Annotated in this window: 10 protein-coding genes and 1 tRNA gene; all 11 read right to left on the bottom strand. The window is 65.3% G+C overall.

Annotated elements, in window-relative coordinates; all coding sequences use genetic code 11:
- Positions 1 to 69: 69 nt before the first annotated feature.
- The 11 genes from ASE13_RS17810 to grxC all read right to left on the bottom strand — a co-directional run bounded on the left by ASE13_RS17810 (position 70) and on the right by grxC (position 17,006).
- The gene (locus tag ASE13_RS17810; protein WP_056619377.1) at positions 70 to 2,391 is read right to left on the bottom strand and encodes a GH92 family glycosyl hydrolase; all 2,322 of its coding nucleotides are present in this window, start codon (positions 2,389 to 2,391) and stop codon (positions 70 to 72) included.
- A gap of 13 nt (positions 2,392 to 2,404) precedes the next feature.
- Positions 2,405 to 3,829, bottom strand: a complete 1,425-nt coding sequence (locus ASE13_RS17805; RefSeq protein ID WP_056619373.1) for a glycoside hydrolase family 125 protein — start codon at positions 3,827 to 3,829, stop codon at positions 2,405 to 2,407.
- Complete coding sequence (locus tag ASE13_RS17800) at positions 3,826 to 6,174, bottom strand: GH92 family glycosyl hydrolase (RefSeq protein WP_056619370.1); 2,349 nt, start codon at positions 6,172 to 6,174, stop codon at positions 3,826 to 3,828. Before ASE13_RS17800 ends, ASE13_RS17805 begins: the two co-directional genes overlap by 4 nt.
- Positions 6,175 to 6,366: 192 nt before the next feature.
- Complete coding sequence (locus ASE13_RS17795) at positions 6,367 to 7,431, bottom strand: glycoside hydrolase family 43 protein (protein WP_056619366.1); 1,065 nt, start codon at positions 7,429 to 7,431, stop codon at positions 6,367 to 6,369.
- Positions 7,432 to 7,575: 144 nt separating this feature from the next.
- Entirely contained in the window at positions 7,576 to 10,575 is a 3,000-nt protein-coding gene (locus ASE13_RS17790) for a TonB-dependent receptor (protein WP_056619363.1), read from the bottom strand.
- Between the two features lie 197 nt (positions 10,576 to 10,772).
- Complete coding sequence (locus ASE13_RS17785; RefSeq protein ID WP_082597022.1) at positions 10,773 to 12,731, bottom strand: glycoside hydrolase family 2 protein; 1,959 nt, start codon at positions 12,729 to 12,731, stop codon at positions 10,773 to 10,775.
- A gap of 11 nt (positions 12,732 to 12,742) precedes the next feature.
- Positions 12,743 to 15,118: a GH92 family glycosyl hydrolase gene (locus tag ASE13_RS17780; RefSeq protein ID WP_056619361.1), complete on the bottom strand. Its 2,376-nt coding sequence runs from the start codon at positions 15,116 to 15,118 to the stop codon at positions 12,743 to 12,745.
- A gap of 246 nt (positions 15,119 to 15,364) precedes the next feature.
- Positions 15,365 to 15,441, bottom strand: a tRNA-Arg gene (locus tag ASE13_RS17775).
- Between the two features lie 34 nt (positions 15,442 to 15,475).
- Complete coding sequence (locus tag ASE13_RS17770) at positions 15,476 to 15,934, bottom strand: DUF1178 family protein (protein WP_056619356.1); 459 nt, start codon at positions 15,932 to 15,934, stop codon at positions 15,476 to 15,478.
- Positions 15,931 to 16,752 (bottom strand): carbon-nitrogen hydrolase family protein, encoded by an 822-nt coding sequence (locus tag ASE13_RS17765; RefSeq protein WP_056619353.1) that lies wholly within the window; start codon positions 16,750 to 16,752, stop codon positions 15,931 to 15,933. The genes ASE13_RS17770 and ASE13_RS17765 overlap by 4 nt, the downstream gene beginning before the upstream one ends.
- Positions 16,749 to 17,006 (bottom strand): glutaredoxin 3, encoded by a 258-nt coding sequence (gene grxC / locus ASE13_RS17760; RefSeq protein ID WP_056619349.1) that lies wholly within the window; start codon positions 17,004 to 17,006, stop codon positions 16,749 to 16,751. The genes ASE13_RS17765 and grxC overlap by 4 nt, the downstream gene beginning before the upstream one ends.

The raw sequence follows: 17,006 nt of genomic DNA, 5'->3' as shown, positions 1-17,006 counted from the left end.
TCGGGCGAGCGGAAGAAGCGGGATCCCGGCTCGAGGCCGGGATGACGAAGAATAGAATAAGTCCTCAATCTACGCCGGGATTCGACCGAACGAGGGCGGGCGATCCGCCTTCGCGGTGCCGAAGCGCGACGGCGCGCGGCCCATCTCGAACTCCAGCTCGCCGCCCTTCGCCAGATCGGCGTGGCTGATCCAGTTGCGCGTCCAGGGCTTGCCGTTCCAGCGCACCGACTGGACATAAGGCGCATCGGGCGCATTGCCCCGGGCGACGACCCGCAGCGTCTTGCCCCGCCCCAGCCGCACCTCGGCGCGGTCGAACAAGGGCGAACCGAACACATAGACCGCGCTCACCGGATCGACCGGATAGAAGCCGAGCGAACTCAGCACGAACCATGCGCTCATCTGTCCGCAATCGTCGTTGCCGATCTCGCCGTCGGGTTCGGCCTTGTACATCTCGGTGCACAGCCGGCGGATCATCGCCTGCGTCTTCGCCGGCGCGCCGGCATAGGCATAGAGATAGGCGACGTGGTGGTTGGGCTCGTTGCCATGTGCATATTGGCCGACCAGCCCCGAAATGTCGGGCGGGGCGTTTTCGGGCAAGGTCGAGGGCGCGTTGAACAATGCGTCGAGCTGCTTCTCGAACGCCGCGTCGCCGCCGAAATGATCGATCAGGCCATAGACGTCGTGCTGGTTGAGGAACGTCGCCTGCCAGCCATTGGCCTCGGTATAGTCGCGATGCTTCTTGACGTCGTGGCCCAGCTGGATCGGGTCATAGTTCGCCCACCAGCTGCCGTCCGAGAATTTGGGCTTGGCGAAGCGCGTCCCCGCGTCGAGCACGTTGCGATAATTCCGGCTGCGCGCGCGCAGCTTGTCCGCATCGTCCTTCGCCCCCGCCGCTTCGGCGAGCATCGCCATCGCCCAGTCGTCATAGGCATATTCCTGGGTGCGGCTGACCGACTCCCAGATCTTGTCGGCGGGGACGTAGCCGAGGTCGTAATAATATCCGCGGCCAAGCGAGCCGTCGCTGTCCTTGAAGTCGCGGTCGAAGGCGCGGCGGCGGATATTGGGCCAGGCGGCGGCGTAGTCCGCCTGGATCCCCTTCGCGCGTGCCTCGGCGAGCACCGACACCGAATGCCAGCCGATCATGCAGCCGGTCTCGACGCCCTGGAGCTGCCAGACCGGCGGTCCATAGGGGCTCTGCTGGGTCTGGCGGACCAGATCGCGGGTGAACATCGCCGCGCGCTCGGGCTGGACGAGCGTCAGCAGCGGATGGAGCGCGCGATAGGTGTCCCATAGCGAATAGGTGCTGAACGCGGGCGTATCCGCCGGGGCCTGATGCACCTGCCGGTCCATCCCGACATAGCGCCCGTCGCGATCGGTGAAGAGCGTCGGCGCGAGGAAGCAATGATAGAGCGCGCTCGCCATGATCGTGCGCTGGGCGGGCGTCCCGCCCTCGACGCGGACGCTGTCGAGCTCGTTCGCCCATGCGCGGCGTGCGGCCGTGGCGGCGCGGTCGAAGTCCCAGCCCGGCGCCTCGGCGGCGAGCGCGGCCCTGGCGCCCGCGACGTCGACCGCCGAGATGCCGGTCTTGACCAGGATCGGATCGCCGCCGGCTTCGTCGAAGAACAGCGCCACCTTGAGCTTGTTGCCGGCGACACCCTTCGCCCCGGCGGGCGCGGGCTTGTTGTCGTCGCCGAAGAATTCGACGCGGCTGGGCTTGCGCGAAAGCTGCATCGCGAAATGCACGTGCCGGCCCTTCGCCCAGCGATGCACGCGACGGCTGCCGGTGAGCACGCCGTCGGCGTCGATCGCCAGCGAGGCCTGGTCGACGATGATGCCTTTGTCCCACACGTCGATGATCATGTGGGCGAAGTCGATCAAGATGTGCCCGGCGCCCTTCGGGAAATGATAGCGGTGGAGCCCGGTGCGCTCGGTCACGGTCAGCTCCGCGAGCACTCCGGATTCGAGTTTGACGCGGTAATAGCCGGGCTCGGCATGTTCTTCGGAGAAGCGCTGGCGATAGCCCTTGTCGGGATCGTCGAGCTTGCCCGGATCGAGCTCGAGCGCCCCACGCGTCGGCACCACCAGCACGTCGAGCATGTCGCCGATGCCGGTGCCGGAGAGGTGGGTGTGCGAGAAGCCCATGATCGAGCCGTCGGTGCGGTGATAGCCCGAGCACGCGTCCCAGCGCGCATTGTCGGTGTCGGGCCCGAGCTGGACCATGCCGAACGGCAGCGACGGCCCCGGAAAGGTGTGGCCGTGCCCGCCGGTGCCGATGAACAGATCGGGCTTCGTCGCTGCCGTACCCTGGACGCGGGCCAGCCCCGGCGCGGCCGAACCCAGAGCGGCGAGCCCGGCACCGCCGAGAAGCTGGCGGCGATTTGCGGCGATCATGGTCGTGCTCCGTTCAATTGCGCTGGGCGAGCAGCGCGGGGGCGCGCTTCTCGATGTCGAGGATCAGGTCGCCGAACAGTCCGTTGGCCCAGGCGAACCAGCTGCGGGTGAACTTCGTCGGATCGTCCTTGTGGAAGCTCTCGTGCATGAAGCCGGTGCCGCCATGCGTCGCCTTGAGCGTCTTGAGGCACGCGCCGACCACTGCCAGATCGTCGTTCATCAGCGCGCGGGTAATCAGCGACATCGGCCAGATCATGTCCATGCCGACATGCGGACCGCCGATCCCCTCGCCCGCGGTGCCGGCGAAGAAATAAGGGTTGCGCGGGCTCCATGCGAGCGCGGCGGTGCGGCGGTAGAGCGGGTCGTTGCGGTCGGCCGCGCCGAGCAGCGGCAGGCCGGAGAGGCTCGGGACGTTGGCGTCGTCCATGAAAATGGCGTTGCCATAGCCGTCGACTTCGAATGCCCAGACCTCGCCGCCCTTTCCGTCGGGCATCTTGCCGTGCGCGTCGAGCGCCTGCTGGACCTCGGCGGCGAGCGCCTCGGCATCCTGCGCGCCCGCAACATCGCCGCGCGCCTCGCGCAGCACGGTGGCGAGCATCCTGAGCGCGGACACCGCGAACAGGTTCGACGGGATCAGGAACGGGAAGACGCAGGCGTCGTCCGAGGGGCGGAAGCCCGAATGGATCAGCCCGACCTTCTTCGTCGGCGCGCCGAAGCCGCCGAACATCAGCGTCTCGGTCGGCGAAGCGTCGACGCGCTGGAAATGATAGCCGCCGGGGCCGTGCTTGCGCTGCTGCTCGCGGAGCGTCGCCACCGCGAGCGCCATGCCCTTGGCCCAGAGATCGTCGAACGGGATCTTGTCGCGCGTGGCGGTCCAATAAGCATGCGCGAGGCGCATCGGATAGCAGAGCGAGTCGATCTCGTATTTGCGCTCGGCGACGCCTGGGCGCATCTCGGTCCTGTCGTTGATCGCCGGCAGGTTCGACTTGGCGGCCGGATCGCGCGTGAAGGCGTTGGCATAGGGATCGATCAGGATGCACCGCGCCTGGCGCTGCATCGCGCCGTGAAACAGCCGGCGCAGATCGGCGTCCTTCGGCGTCAGATGGACATAGGTCTGGAGCTGCGCCGAGCTGTCGCGCAGCCACATCGCATCGATGTCGCCGGTGATGACGAAGGTGTCGGGCTTGCCGTCGACTTCACCGAGCGTGACGGTGGTGTCGAGCGTGTTCGGGTAGCAATTCTCGAACAGCCAGGCGAGTTCGGGGTCGGCGATCTTCTTCTTCACGCGCGCGATTTCGGCCTCGACGGCCTTGCTGGTGAAGCGACGCTCGCTCAAAGGTGGCCGCTTGCTGACCAAGCCCTGCGCGAATGCCGCGCGAGGGAGCCCGGTCGCCAGCGCGAGCGTACCTGCTCCGGCAATTATGTCACGACGGTTCATTTACGCTCTCCCGGTGCGCTCATCGAGAAGGGCGCCGCCGCCTTCGTCGCGCCCCACGCCTTGTTGGGCGTCGGGCCCATCACGAAGTGGAGGGTGCCGCCGCCCTGCAGCGCCTCGCGCGTCAGCCAGGTCTTGTCGTGCTTCTTGCCGTTGAAGCTGACCGACTGGATGTAGACGTTCGCCGCGCTGTTGTTCGCCGCCTCGATCGTCAGCGTCTTGCCCGTGGGCATCTTGACGCTGACCTTCTGGAACAGCGGGCTGCCGATCGCATATTCGCCCACCGTCGGCGTCACCGGATAGAAGCCCAGCGCCGAGAAGACGTACCAGGCCGAGGTCTGGCCGTTATCCTCGTCGCCCGGATAGCCGTCGGGCGTCGCCGAATAGAGCTTGGTCATCACGTCGCGGACATGCTTCTGCGCCTTCCACGGCGCGCCGGCCCAGTCGTAGAGATAGATCATGTGCTGGATCGGCTGGTTGCCATGGGCGTACTGGCCCATGTTCACCACCTGCATCTCGCGGGTCTCGTGGATGACCGAGCCGTAATAGCTGTTCTCGAACAAGGGCGGTAGCGTGAAGATCGAATCGAGCCGCTCGACGAACTTCCGGTCGCCACCCATCAGGTCGATCAGGCCCTGCACGTCCTGCATCACCGACCAGCTGTAATGCATCGAATTGCCCTCGGTGAAGGCATCGCCCCATGCATAGGGATTGAACGGCTTCATCCAGCTGCCGTCCTTGTTGCGTCCGCGCATCCAGCCCGATTCCGCGTCGTAGAGCTTGCGGTAATTCTGCGCCTGCGCGGCGTATTTCTTCGCGTCCTCGGTCTTGCCGAGCGCCGCGGCGAGCCGCGACAGCGAGAAGTCCGCCGTGGCATATTCGAGCGTGCGCGCCGCGCTCTCGTTGATGCCGACGTCGTAGGGGACATAGCCGAGCTGGTTGTATAGCTCGACGCCCTCGCGACCGACGGCCGTTAGCGTGCGGCCGCGCTTGTCGGTCGGGCGGCCCTGCGACGTCGTCGCGTTCTTGACCATCGCTTCGTACAGAGTCTCGACATCGAAGCCGCGTACGCCGTTGAGATAGGCGTCGGCGATCAGGTTGGCCGAGTTCGACCCGATCATCACGTCACGGTGGCCGGGGCTCGCCCATTCGGGGAGCCAGCCGGACTCCTTGTAGGTGTTGACCAGACCCTGCATGATCTGGCTGTCGAGCTCGGGATAGACCAATGCGAACCACGGGAACACCGCGCGCCATGTGTCCCAGAAGCCGTTGTCGGTGAACAGGGGTCCGTCATGGACCTTGCCGTCATAGGGGCTGTAGTGGACGGTCTTCCCCGCCGCATCGATCTCATGGAACGTGCGCGGGAATTGCAGCATCCGGTACAGCGCCGAATAGAAGACCCGGCGATTGTCGATGCTCGGATCGCTCACTTCGATCTTGCGGAACTCGCGCTCCCATGCCGCCTTGGCCTTGGCCTCGGTCGCGTCATAGCCGTCGCGGCCGATCTCGCTCGCTAGGTTGCGCTCGGCCTGTTCGAGGCTGATGAACGACGACGCGACCTTGACCCCGACCTGCTCGCCGTCGCTGGTCTTGAAGCTGACGACAGCGCCGGTGCGGCCGTCCTCGCGGCTCAGGGCGGCGCCCAGCTGGCCGTTGCTGTCCCAGGTGCGGGTGACTTCGAAGGCCTTGTCGAACTCGGCGACGAAGTAGTTCTTGAAGTTCTCCGGCACGCCGCCGTGATTGTTGCGGACATAGCCCGTGATCCGCCGCCGCGCTGGATCGATCGTCACCGAGGATCCGCCGTTCTGCGCGTCGAGGATGATGTGCGCGTCGTCGCTCTTCGGGAAGGTGAAGCGGAACTGCGCGGCGCGGTTGGTCGGCGCGACTTCGGCGGTCACGTCGTAATCGGCGAGATAGACCTTGTACTTGTACGGCCGTGCTTCCTCGGCCTTGTGGCTGAACCAGCTCGCGCGTTCCTCCTGATCGATCTTGAGCGCACCGGTCTCCGCGAACAGCGCGAAGACCGCGTAATCGTTCATCCATGGGCTGGGCTGGTGGGTCTGCTTGATGCCGTTGATCTTCTCGGCGTCGTAAGTGTAGCCCCAGCCGTCGCCCATCTTGCCGGTGACCGGCGTCCAGAAGTTCATACCCCACGGCACGGCCACCGCCGGATAGGTGTTGCCGTAGGAGAGGCCGTGGCTGGAGTCGGTGCCCATCAGCGGATTGGCGAGATCGACCAGGGCCTCCTTCGGTGCGCTCTGGGCGAGGATCGGAGGGGGCAGGCACAGCCCTGTCGTGATCAGCAGCGCAACGGCACCACGCAGTGCGTTTACAAGACGCTTGTTCACCGCAGTTTCCCCTCTTTTTTCGGCCCCATCGAGAACCTATCCAGGACATTGCCTTTTTTCGTCATCCCCGCGAAAGCGGGGACCCATCTCCTGCCCGATCCGCACGCGGCACGCTTCGCGAGATGGGCCCCCGCTTTCGCGGGGGTGACGGAGGAAATGTGAGTCCCTGACCGGATTCGGCGCGTCAGCATCTTACCAACGCTTTCGCGTCGGCATGATCGGCCGCGGCGCCACGCCGTCATTGGTCATCACCACCGGCCGAATCGTGCCGTCCGGATTGAACTCCATCCGGTCGAGCGCGAGCTGGCGGCGCTCGCCGCTGGTCTCGCTCAGCGGACGGCGGTGATAGGCGATCACCCATTCGTCGGTACCGGGCACGTTGACCACCGAATGGTGCCCCGCCCCGCGCGCGATCTTGAAATCCTGCTGGAGGATCTTGCCCATCGGTTTGAATGGACCCGTAGGGCTCGGCCCCATCGCATAGGCGACGCTGTAATCGGGGCCCGTCCAGCCGCCCTCGGACCACATCAGGTAATAGATGCCGTTCCGCTGGATCATGAACGATCCCTCGACATAGCCGGGGGGCGTGATCTCCTTGAACAGTGCGCCGTCGGCATGCGGGACGATCGTCTTGAGGTCCTTGCTCAACTTGACGACGTTGCAGTGCTGCCAGCCGCCATAATAGAGATAGACCTGCCCGTCCTTGTCGCGGAACGCGAAGGGGTCGATCGGCTGGGCGCCGTTGTGGAACTTGCCGATCAGCGGCTCGCCGATCGCATCCTTGAACGGACCGCCGGGCTTGTCGCTCACCGCCAGCCCGATCCCGCCGAGTTCGCCATCCTTCTGGATGTCGTTGGCGCTGAAGAACATGTAATATTTGCCGTTCGCCGCGATCACCGAAGGCGCCCAGATCGCGAACGCCGCCCAGCCGGCATTGGCGACGTCGAACACGTGCTCGTGCTTCGTCCAATGCACCAGATCGGGCGAGGAGAAGGCATTGAAGAAGGTCTGGATGCCGTAAGACGGGCGGACCATCTTCTGCTTGCGCAGTTCCAGCTGCGCCGGGGTGAAACGCGGCGACACGTCCGGCGTGGCGCCATGATCGGAATAGGTCGGATAGATCCAGTAGCGGTCGCCGAATGCGTGGATCTCCGGATCGGCGTACCAGCCCGGCACGATCGGATTGCGCGCCGGGGCAGATCCCGCGAGCAGCAGCGCCGCCGCGGCGATCAGACCAGTCCTAACCAAGGATTTCATGCCGCCTCGTCACTCGATTGAAGCCCGCCCTTCCCCGCTAGTTACGAAAGCCCGCCCGATTGCACAAAGGTGGAGGTGGCCCGGGGGGAATGGGCCACCTCCTAGGGGAGTTGGGGGCTTCCGACGTGCGTCTTATGCGCCTCGTCAGAACTTGTACGAAAGGCCGAGATAGGCGCGGCGACCCGAATAGACGTTCGAGACGAAACGGTCCTTCGTGTCGTTGCCCAGATGCTGGCGCTGTTCCGACTTGGTCAGGTTGATGATCGAGCCGGTGATCTGGAAGTTCCGGAACACGTCGACCGCGGCGTTGAGATCGACCTGATCGTATGGGTCGTCATAGATGTTGAGACCCGAAGCCAGCCCACGCACGACCTCTCCGCGGCGATTGTACGACGCACGCAGCAGGATGGGACCGTGCTCGTAGAAGACGGAAGCGTTGAGCTGCGTCTTCGCGCTGCCGACCAACGCCGACTCGCCCAGCTTGGTCCCGTTCAGCGTGACAGCGGCCTGCGACGTATCGTTATAGGTGAAGTTCACCTGCGCGCCGAGGCCGAAGTCCAGCGTATGCTGCGCATAGACCTCGACACCCTGCGACACTGCGCTCGTGCCGTTGGCCTGGGTCGCATATTGCTGCACCGTCACGGTCTGGCCGGCGACTTCCTGCGGCAGATCAATCACGACCGGCACGATGAAGTCCTTCACGTCCTTGCGGAACAGCGTGAAGCCCAGCACCGAGCCAGGGTGGAAATACCATTCCGCGCCGACGTCATACTGCCAGGCGTTGAACGGCTTCAGATCGAAGTTGCCGCCGTCGCCAAACCACCCCGGCAGCGCGCCGAATTCCGCGCGATCGAATACGAACGCATCCGAATTGAACGTCAGACCACGCGAGCCCGCCAGATCGCCATAACCCGGCCGCGCGATGACCTTCGACGCTGCCGCACGCAGCAGCAGGTTCGGCATCGCCTCCCACGAAATGTTGAAGCTCGGCAGGAAATCCGTGTAGCTCTTGCTCTCCGAATTGGGGCTGAACACGCGGACCTGGCGCTGCGCTTCCGGGATCACCGTGCAATTGCCGTCCGCGCCCACGGGCTTGTTCGGGTCGAACGGACCACCGGGCCCGTTCACGCAATATTCGTTCTCGTAGGTGATGCGGTCGGTCGACGTGCCGTCCTGCTTGGTGTTGACCACGCGAAGGCCGATATTGCCGCGGACATTGTCCATCTTGAAGTTCGCCTGGGCATAGCCGGCCCAGATCTTCTCGCGGATGTTGTACACGTTCTGCGGCTCGGGAACGCGAACCGGCCCGTTATAGGTGTCGTTCAGATACCCGATATAGTTCTTGATGTTGATCGCCGGGAAAGCGGTCGTCTGGAACCCGCCGGCGATGTTGCCGAGCGAATTCGGATAGAAGATCTCCGGCAAGGCCAATGCGCCGCCCGGCGTATCCTGGAAACGCAGCGTGTTGGCGGCATCCGAATACCATTCGAATTTGCCAGTCTCGCGATGGACGCGGCCATCGCGCCATTTTGCGCCGACCTGGATCGAGTCGATGAACGACCCGTCGAAACTCCGGGTCACGTCCACCTGTGCGTAGCGCTGGGAGATCGAGCTGTTGGTGAACCCCGAGCCGGTCGAACCGAGATCGATCTGGGCCACGCCGTTCAGCATGTTCTGGATCACGTTGGGCGAGAACGCCATCGCGATCGACTGGTCGGTGAAGTTCCACTGGCTGAGCGCATTGCCGTTTACGGTGCCGTTGCGCGGCTTGGCCTGGGCGTAGAACTGGAACGACGGGCCGCCGGTGGCCTTGGTCTTGCCGAACACGAAATCGACGTTGAGGTGGCCGAGTTCCCAATTGCCGCGCACGTCATAGGTGTTGGAGACGCTCTTCTCGCGGACATAGGTGTCCTGCGGCGCGGGCGTTTCCATCGTGCAGAACGTCACCCGGCATCCGGTTCCTTCCGGTGGAACCGTGAAGGTCGCGCCGGTCATGATCGTGCCGCTCTTGTCGAACGTCGCGTCGGAGAAGAACCTGCCGAAACCCCATTCGGGGACCTTGATCGTGCTGCGCGTATAATCGCCGTTGAGCTGGAACCGGAAATAGTTCGCAGTGATCTCGAGATTGTCGAACGGCTTCGCCTGCATCGTCGCCTGGATGCCGAGGCGCTTGCGCTTCTGATCGGTGATCGTTTCGGCAACCGACTGGGGCGCCCAATAGCCGCTGTAATGCGTGCCGCCGAGCGTCGTCTGGCCGGCATTGTCGCCGCTGTTCCAATAATCGATCGCGGAATCATTGGCGAAAGTGTTGCCGTTTACGTCGGTCGCGGGACCGGTGGCCTTGTCGTCGGTCCACCAGTGCCAGCTGTCAGCGGACGCGCCGAGCGAGCGATTGGTGCGCACCTGATAGGTGCCACCGACCAGGAAGCCCAAGGTCTTGTCTTCGTTATGCCAGGAGAGCAGCCCCGTGACGTTCGGCTCGACCTTCTTGGTGACGTCCGAATAGGTGCCCTCGGCCGAGACGCTGCCCGACCAGGGATCGAGTTCGAAAGGCTTGCGCGTGCGGTTGATGATGACGCCGCCGACGCCACCTTCGTCGAGGCGCGCTTCGGGAGACTTGAATACTTCGACGCTGCCGATCAGCGCCGAAGGCAGCAGCAGATAGTTGAACGAGCGCGAGGGATCGCCGCTGTCCGCCGAGGCGATGAAGTTGCCGTTGAGCTCGGTCAGCGTCAGATCGGAGCTGAGACCGCGGATGCTGACCCGGCTGCCTTCGCCGCCGTCGCGATCGATGATCACGCCGGGCACGCGCTGCAGCGAGTCCGCGACGTTCTTGTCGGGGAACTTGCCGACATCCTCTGCGGTGATCACGTCGACGAACGCATTGGCCTGCCGCTTCTGTGACAGGCTCTCCTCGATCGAGGCGCGATAGCCGGTGACGACGATGTCGCCTTCCTGCCCCTCGGCCTGCGGCGCGTCCGGCGCCGTCGCGTCCTGGGCGGTGCCGGCGCCCTGCGTCGCCCCGGCATCCTGCGCATGCGCCGTGCCGCACATCGCGACGAGCACGCTCGCCGACAGCATCAGGTCGCGCGCGATCCGCTTGCGCGAGGGTCCGCGAGACCGTTCGATCTGCTGAAATTTCATTTTACTCTCCTCCCAGTTCGCCGCGACGTTCTCGCCTCCGGCCTCTTGTGTGTGTCCCCGCGCCGGCCTTCGGCCTTCGCGCTCGGTGCGTATCCTGAATATTAAAAGCAATTTGTCAATTGGATCGAGTTGATATGTGTCCGCCCCCCGACGATCCGTTGGAGAGATCGCCGCTTGAGCAGGATTATGCTTGGTAACTAGGGTGTTGCAGGTACCGCGGCGGGCTTGGACTCCGCCTCCCAAAGCGGCTTGGCCATGCGGGCGAATGCCTCGGCCGGCGCCTTGGCGACCTCGCGGTCATAGGTCAGCAGGCCGTTGATCTCGCCCTCGACATCGGTGGTCTGGGTATAGACCGACGCGCTGAGGCCATGGACCTTGGCCTGGCGGACGATCTCTTCGAACTTGCGCCGATAGCGCGCGAGATAGTCCTTGGCGTCGGTCGTGACCTGATAGCTCCAGCGCTTGTCGTTGCGCCACAAATGGCCCTCGATCGGCCAGCCGACCCCGCCATATTCGCCGATCACGATCGCGCGATCGGCCTGGCGGGTCGGTACCTTGGGCACGTCCTCATAGGTGTGGATGTCGAACATATCCGATGCGCTGGGCGCGACGTCGAGCCAGCCGCTGTCGGCATTGACCAGCCGGCTCGGGTCCATGCCCTTCACCAGCCGCGCCAGCGTGGCGGAATCATACTGGCCCCAGCCCTCGTTGTTGACCACCCAGGTCACGATCGAGGGGAAGGCGCGCAGGTCGCCGATCATCTGCGAAAGCTCGGCCTGCTGATCGCTCATCATGTCGGAGGAGAGCACTGCCTGGCTCTGGCTGGTGCCTGCGAGGAACTGGTCCTCGCCGCCGCCCGAGGGCATGTCCTGCCAGATCAGCATGCCCATGTGATCGGCGTCGTAATAATAGCGCGCCGGCTCGACCTTGATGTGCTTCCGGACCATGTTGAATCCGGCTTTCTTCAGGAATTCGAGATCGTAGCGCATCGCCGCTTCGGAGGGCGGCGTGAGCAGGCCGTCGGGCCACCAGCCCTGATCGAGCGTGCCGTTCTGGAAATAGGGCTTGTTGTTGAGCAGCAGCATCGGCTGGCCGGTTACCGTCCCCGGCCCCACCGAGATCTTGCGCATCGCGAAATAGGCCTTCACCCGATCGCGCGGGGCTCCGGTCACCTGTGCCGCGGCATAGGTATCGGCCTCGCCGCGGGTGAAGCGCGCGTCATACGCCGCACGATCGCGCTCGGGCTTGCCGGCCCAGGGATCCTTCACTGTCACCAGCTCGGCGACGAGATCGTAGAGGAACGGATCCTCGGGCGACCACAGATGCGCGTTCGGGATCGCGATGCTGGCGTGGCGGTTGGCGCGCAGGATCGTTGAGGCGATCGTCTTGCCGCCCGATTTGACGCTGAGGCGCACCGCGTCGGTGTCGCTAGCCCAGGCGCTCAGCGCGACATCGACTTCGACCTTGCCGGTGTCGATGTTCGGCGTCGCGCGGACATCGGCGATGTGGAGCCTGGGCACCGGCTCGAGCCACACCGTCTGCCAGATGCCGCTCGACGCCGTGTACCAGATGCCTTCGGGGTTCAGGATCTGCTTGCCGCGCGGCTGGCTGCCGGCGCTGGTCGGATCGGTAACCTGCACCAGGATTTCGTTCGTGCCCGGCTTGAGCGCGGCGGTGATGTCGAAGCCGAAACTGTCCGATCCGCCCTTGTGCGCGCCGACCGGTGCGCCGTTGACCCAGACGATCGCCGAATAATCGACCGCGCCGAAATTGAGCATGACGTTCTGTCCGGCCCAGTCGGCAGGCACGGTGAACTGGCGGCGATACCAGATCCGATCCTCGGGCAGCACGCGACGCGCTACGCCGGACAGGCGGGATTCCACCGGGAACGGCACGAGGATCTTGCCGTCCATCGCCTGCGGCTGCGGCGTGCCGGCCTTGGCGATCGCATAATCCCACAGGCCGTTGAGATTCTGCCACGCATCGCGCTGGAGCTGCGGCCGCGGATAGCTGCGCCAGGCGTTCTCGGGCGTCACTGCCTTGCCCCAGCGCGTGCTGATCGCGCCGGTATAGACGGCGTCGTCGCGCGACGCCTGCTGGGCGAGTGCCGTCGCGGGAAGCAGCGCCAGCACCGAAGCGAGGGTCAACAATCGCATGTCTCTCTCCCTCAGTGCCGCGACATCGAAGGCGGTGCGTCGCCGGGCGCGCTGCCCCAATTGCTCGGCTTCGGCCCCATGGTCAGCACCAGCTTGGCGCCGTCGGCGATATCGGAATGGCGGAACCACGGCTTGCTCCACGGCCGGCCATTCAGCGTTGCCGACTGGATGTAGAGGTTCGTCGCCGAATTGTTGCGCGCGACGATCTCGAGCGCCTTGCCGTTGCCCATCCGGAGCATCGATCGGTCGAAGATCGGGCTGCCGATGATGTATTCGTCGCTCGACGGATCTACCGGATAGAAACCCATCGCCGCCATCGCGTACCAGGACGAAGTCGCGCCCTGATCGTCCATCCCGGGATAGCCATAGCCGCTTTCATCGCTGCCATAGAGATCACTCAGGATGCGCCGGGTCAGTTCCTGCGTCTTCCACGGCTGGCCGCTCCACGCATAGAGGAACGGCGCCTGTTGGTCCGGCTGGTTGCCATGGACGTACTGACCGATCATGCCGGTGCAGTCGCGGCAGATGCCCTTGGGATTGTACGGCTTGGTGAAGAATTCATCGAGCTTGGCATTGAAGCCGGCGCGGCCGCCCAGCGCATCGATCAGCCCCTGCACGTCGTGCGGCACCAGCCAGAGCGTCGACCAGCCCGACGCCTCCTTCATCATGAAGTTGTAATAGGGCTCGGCCGGATCGAACGGCGCGATCCACTTGCCGTCGGCGGTGCGCCCGCGGACGAAACCGATCGAGCGGTCGAAGACATTGCGCCAATTGGCCGCTCGCTTGCGGAACAGCCGTGCATCGTCGCTTTTGCCCAGCCGCCCGGCCATTTCGGCCATCGCGTGATCGTCCCACGCATATTCGAGCGTCTTGGCCGCCCCCGCCTTGCCGCCGGCATAAGGCGGACTGGGATTGCCCGCGGGGATCTCGTCCGAGATCCAGCCCTGCTTGTCATACTCGGCGAGGAAGTCGCGCGGGCCCTTCGGGTCGGTCGCGTTCCTGCGGAGGAATTCGTACGCCGCGGCATAATCGAACGGAATCCCGCGCCGCATCGCGCCGAGATAGAGGAACACGGCATTGTCGCCGTGGAACGAGGTGTTCATGAACCCCCGCTCGCGCGCCATGTCGAGCTCGGACTGCATGATGTCGCGCACCACTTCGGGCTCCATCAGCTCGAGCAGCACGATCTGGTTGCGCCCGGTATCCCAGAACGGCACCGGCCCGTAGCGGTCATAGGCGACGGTCTGGGTCTTGCCCTTCGTATCGGTGAACTGTTCGCCCTTGCGCGCCACCAGCCGCGGGCTGGCGAAGGACTGGAACAGGGTCGAATAGAACAGCATCCGCTGCTTCGGCGTCCCGCCGGTCACCTGCACCCGATTGAGCAGCTTCGCCCATTCGGCCCGCGCCTTGCCGTGCACGCCGTCGAAATCCCAGCCGGGACTCTCGGTGCGCAGCCGCTGCTCGGCCGCTTCGTAGCTGGCGCCATGCGCGATCTTGACCAGCACGGCCTCGCCTCGCCGCGTGGTGAAGTCGAGATAGGAGCCCGCAAAGCCGCCCTCGATCGTCCGCGCGCCGGGCAGGACGTCCTTGTCGCCGATGCCATAGCCACGCTGGTTGCCCGGCGACTTGCGGAAGGTGCCAAAGCTCTTGAACGGTTTCGAGAACTCCGCGACGAAATAGCGCCCGTCGCGCGCCTCGTTGTCGTTGTGCGTGGCGACGACGCCGCGCACCGTCCGGTCCCCGACGATCTCGACAGTGCCCCCGCGACCCTGCAGGTTGAGGATCACGTGCGCGCGCTCGGTTGCCGGGAAGGTGAAGCGCATCAGCGCAGTCGCCTGCGTCGCGGTGAGTTCGACCGTCGTCTTGAAGCTGTCGAGAAAGACCGAATAATAACCCGGCGCCGCGGTCTCGCGCGTCTTGTCGTAATATGCCTGGCTGTAGACCGGCGGCACCGTCCAGTCGCCGACCACGGGCATCAGCATCGGCGTCGCCCGCGCGCCATAAGTCGGGCCGCCACCGCCGGTGAAGCCGATCATCGTCGGGCTGGTGTAATAATAGGGCGTCGCGACACCCCAGAGATAGCTCAGCTCGACATTGGAATTGACCGGCGCCGCCTCGACCGCGCTGTGCGGCAACCGCGCCCCGGGCGACGTGAGCCCCGAATAAAGCGGCTCGCCCGCGGGCGGCGCGTTGCCGATCAGCTCGGGTCTGTCGAGCGGCGCGGTGCCGACCAGCGGATTGGCCTCGTCGACCGGCTCGCGCGCCTGACGATCGCTCTGGGCGTGGACCGCGCCACCCAATGCGAAGCCGCACGCCGTGGCCAGCAGGAGTCCGGCACCAGCCGAGCGAAGGCTGCGAGACCCAAATGAGCGCACAACTGCCAGCATTCCCCGAGGCCTCCTCCATGTGGGCCTCTGCGTGCCCGCTCCATCCGCAGCGAGTCCCTTTCGGGCCCGCCATCGTCGTCCCGATCAAAATGCGATTAAATAAACCATTTTGTCAATTGGTTTCGAAACGAGTCGGCGCACTGTTTCCGAGGCCGGGGAAACAGCCAATCGCTGGAGCGGAATCTGGACTGACGGAAGGCTAGGCCAACCGGTCTGGGAGCGCATCGGTGCGCTATGTGAGGAGAGTGGTGACCCGGAGAGGATTCGAACCTCCGACCTCTCGATTAGGAATCGCTTGCTCTATCCTGCTGAGCTACCGGGCCACGCCGCCGCTGGTAGCCAGCGCCGCGACAGGAATCAATTGCAGCGCTCGGGCGGCACCACGGGGACGAGCAACGGCGCCACGGGCACGCCTTCCTCAACCAGTTCCTGCGCCTGTTCGGGCGTGGCCTGGCCGTGGATCTGCGCCGCCGGCTCATCGCCGAGATGCATCGCGCGCGCCTTGTCGGTGAAGGCGGTGCCCACCCATTGCGAGGTTTCGAGCATCTTCGTCTGTGCGGAGGCGATCATCTCCATCGCGGCCTTCACCACCTCCGGCGGTGGAGCCTCGCCCGACGGGGCCGTGGCGGGGGCAGCCGTCCGGCTATTGCCCTTGGCGCCGACATTGGGCGCCATCACGGCCTTGGCGACTTCGCCGTTGCCGCAGATCGGGCACGCGACCAAACCGGCGGCGCGCTGCTCTTCCCACGCCGCGCTCGATCCGAACCAGGCCTCGAAAACGTGCCCGCCACTGCATTTGAGATCGAAGACGATCATAGCGATTCGACCGGCGGGATCGCGCGGCGATGCTTGAGCACCGGCACGCGGGCGCGCGCCGCCACGGTGCGCGCCGGATCGATCTCGGCAAAGCCCAGGCCCGCCGGCTCGCCCATGTCGAGCAGCAATTCGCCCCACGGATCCGCGACCAGCGAATGGCCCCACGTCGCGCGCCCATCGGCATGCATGCCGGTCTGCGCCGCCGCGATTACGAACGCCGCCGCCTCGATCGCGCGGGCGCGCAGCAGCACGTGCCAATGTGCCGCGCCGGTCGGGCGGGTGAACGCGGCCGGCACCGCGAGCAAGGTCGCACCCGCATCGCTCAAAGCGCGGAACAGGTCCGGGAAGCGCAGGTCGTAGCAGATCGCCAGCCCAAGCACCCCCAGCGGCGTGGCCACCGTCACGGCGCGCTCGCCCGGCGCGTAGCTGTTCGCTTCGCGCCAGCTCTCGCCGCTCGGCAAGTCGACATCGAACAGATGCATCTTGTCGTAGCGCGCGCGAATCGCGCCTGTCTCGTCGATCACGAAGCCGCGATTGGCGAGCTTGCCGTCTTCGCGCAGCACCGCGAGGCTGCCCAGATGCACCCAGAGCCCGTGCTTCGCCGCCGCCTCGCGCACCGCCACGAGCACCCGGTCCTCCTCCTCGCGCACCAATGATCCCGCAGCACGATCCCGATCGCGATCGAGCAACCCCGACATCTCGGGCGTGAACAACATCGCCGCCCCGCCGGCTTTCGCCTGCTCGACCCCCTCGACGAGGGTGCGCGCATTGGCGGCGGGATCGATCCCGCTGGTCATCTGGAGCAGGGCTGCTTTCATGCCGCCAACAACGGGTCCAGTCCGCCTTGACGGTCGAGCGCGGCGAGATCGTCCGATCCGCCGATATGCTTGCCCTGGATGAAGATCTGCGGGACGCTGGTGCGGCCATCGGCGCGCTGGATCATCTCGGCGCGGCGTGGGCCGCCCATGCTGATGTCGATCTCTTCATATTCGACACCCTTCGAGTCGAGCAGCGCCTTGGCGCGATAGCAATAACCGCAGAACGCGGTGGTGTAGATTTCGATCTTGGCCAT

It is taken from the genome of Sphingomonas sp. Root241 (genome assembly GCF_001428865.1).
GTDB lineage: Bacteria > Pseudomonadota > Alphaproteobacteria > Sphingomonadales > Sphingomonadaceae > Sphingomonas.
Note: the sequence above shows the minus strand (reverse complement) of the source record. Positions and strands in the feature narration are given on the sequence as shown.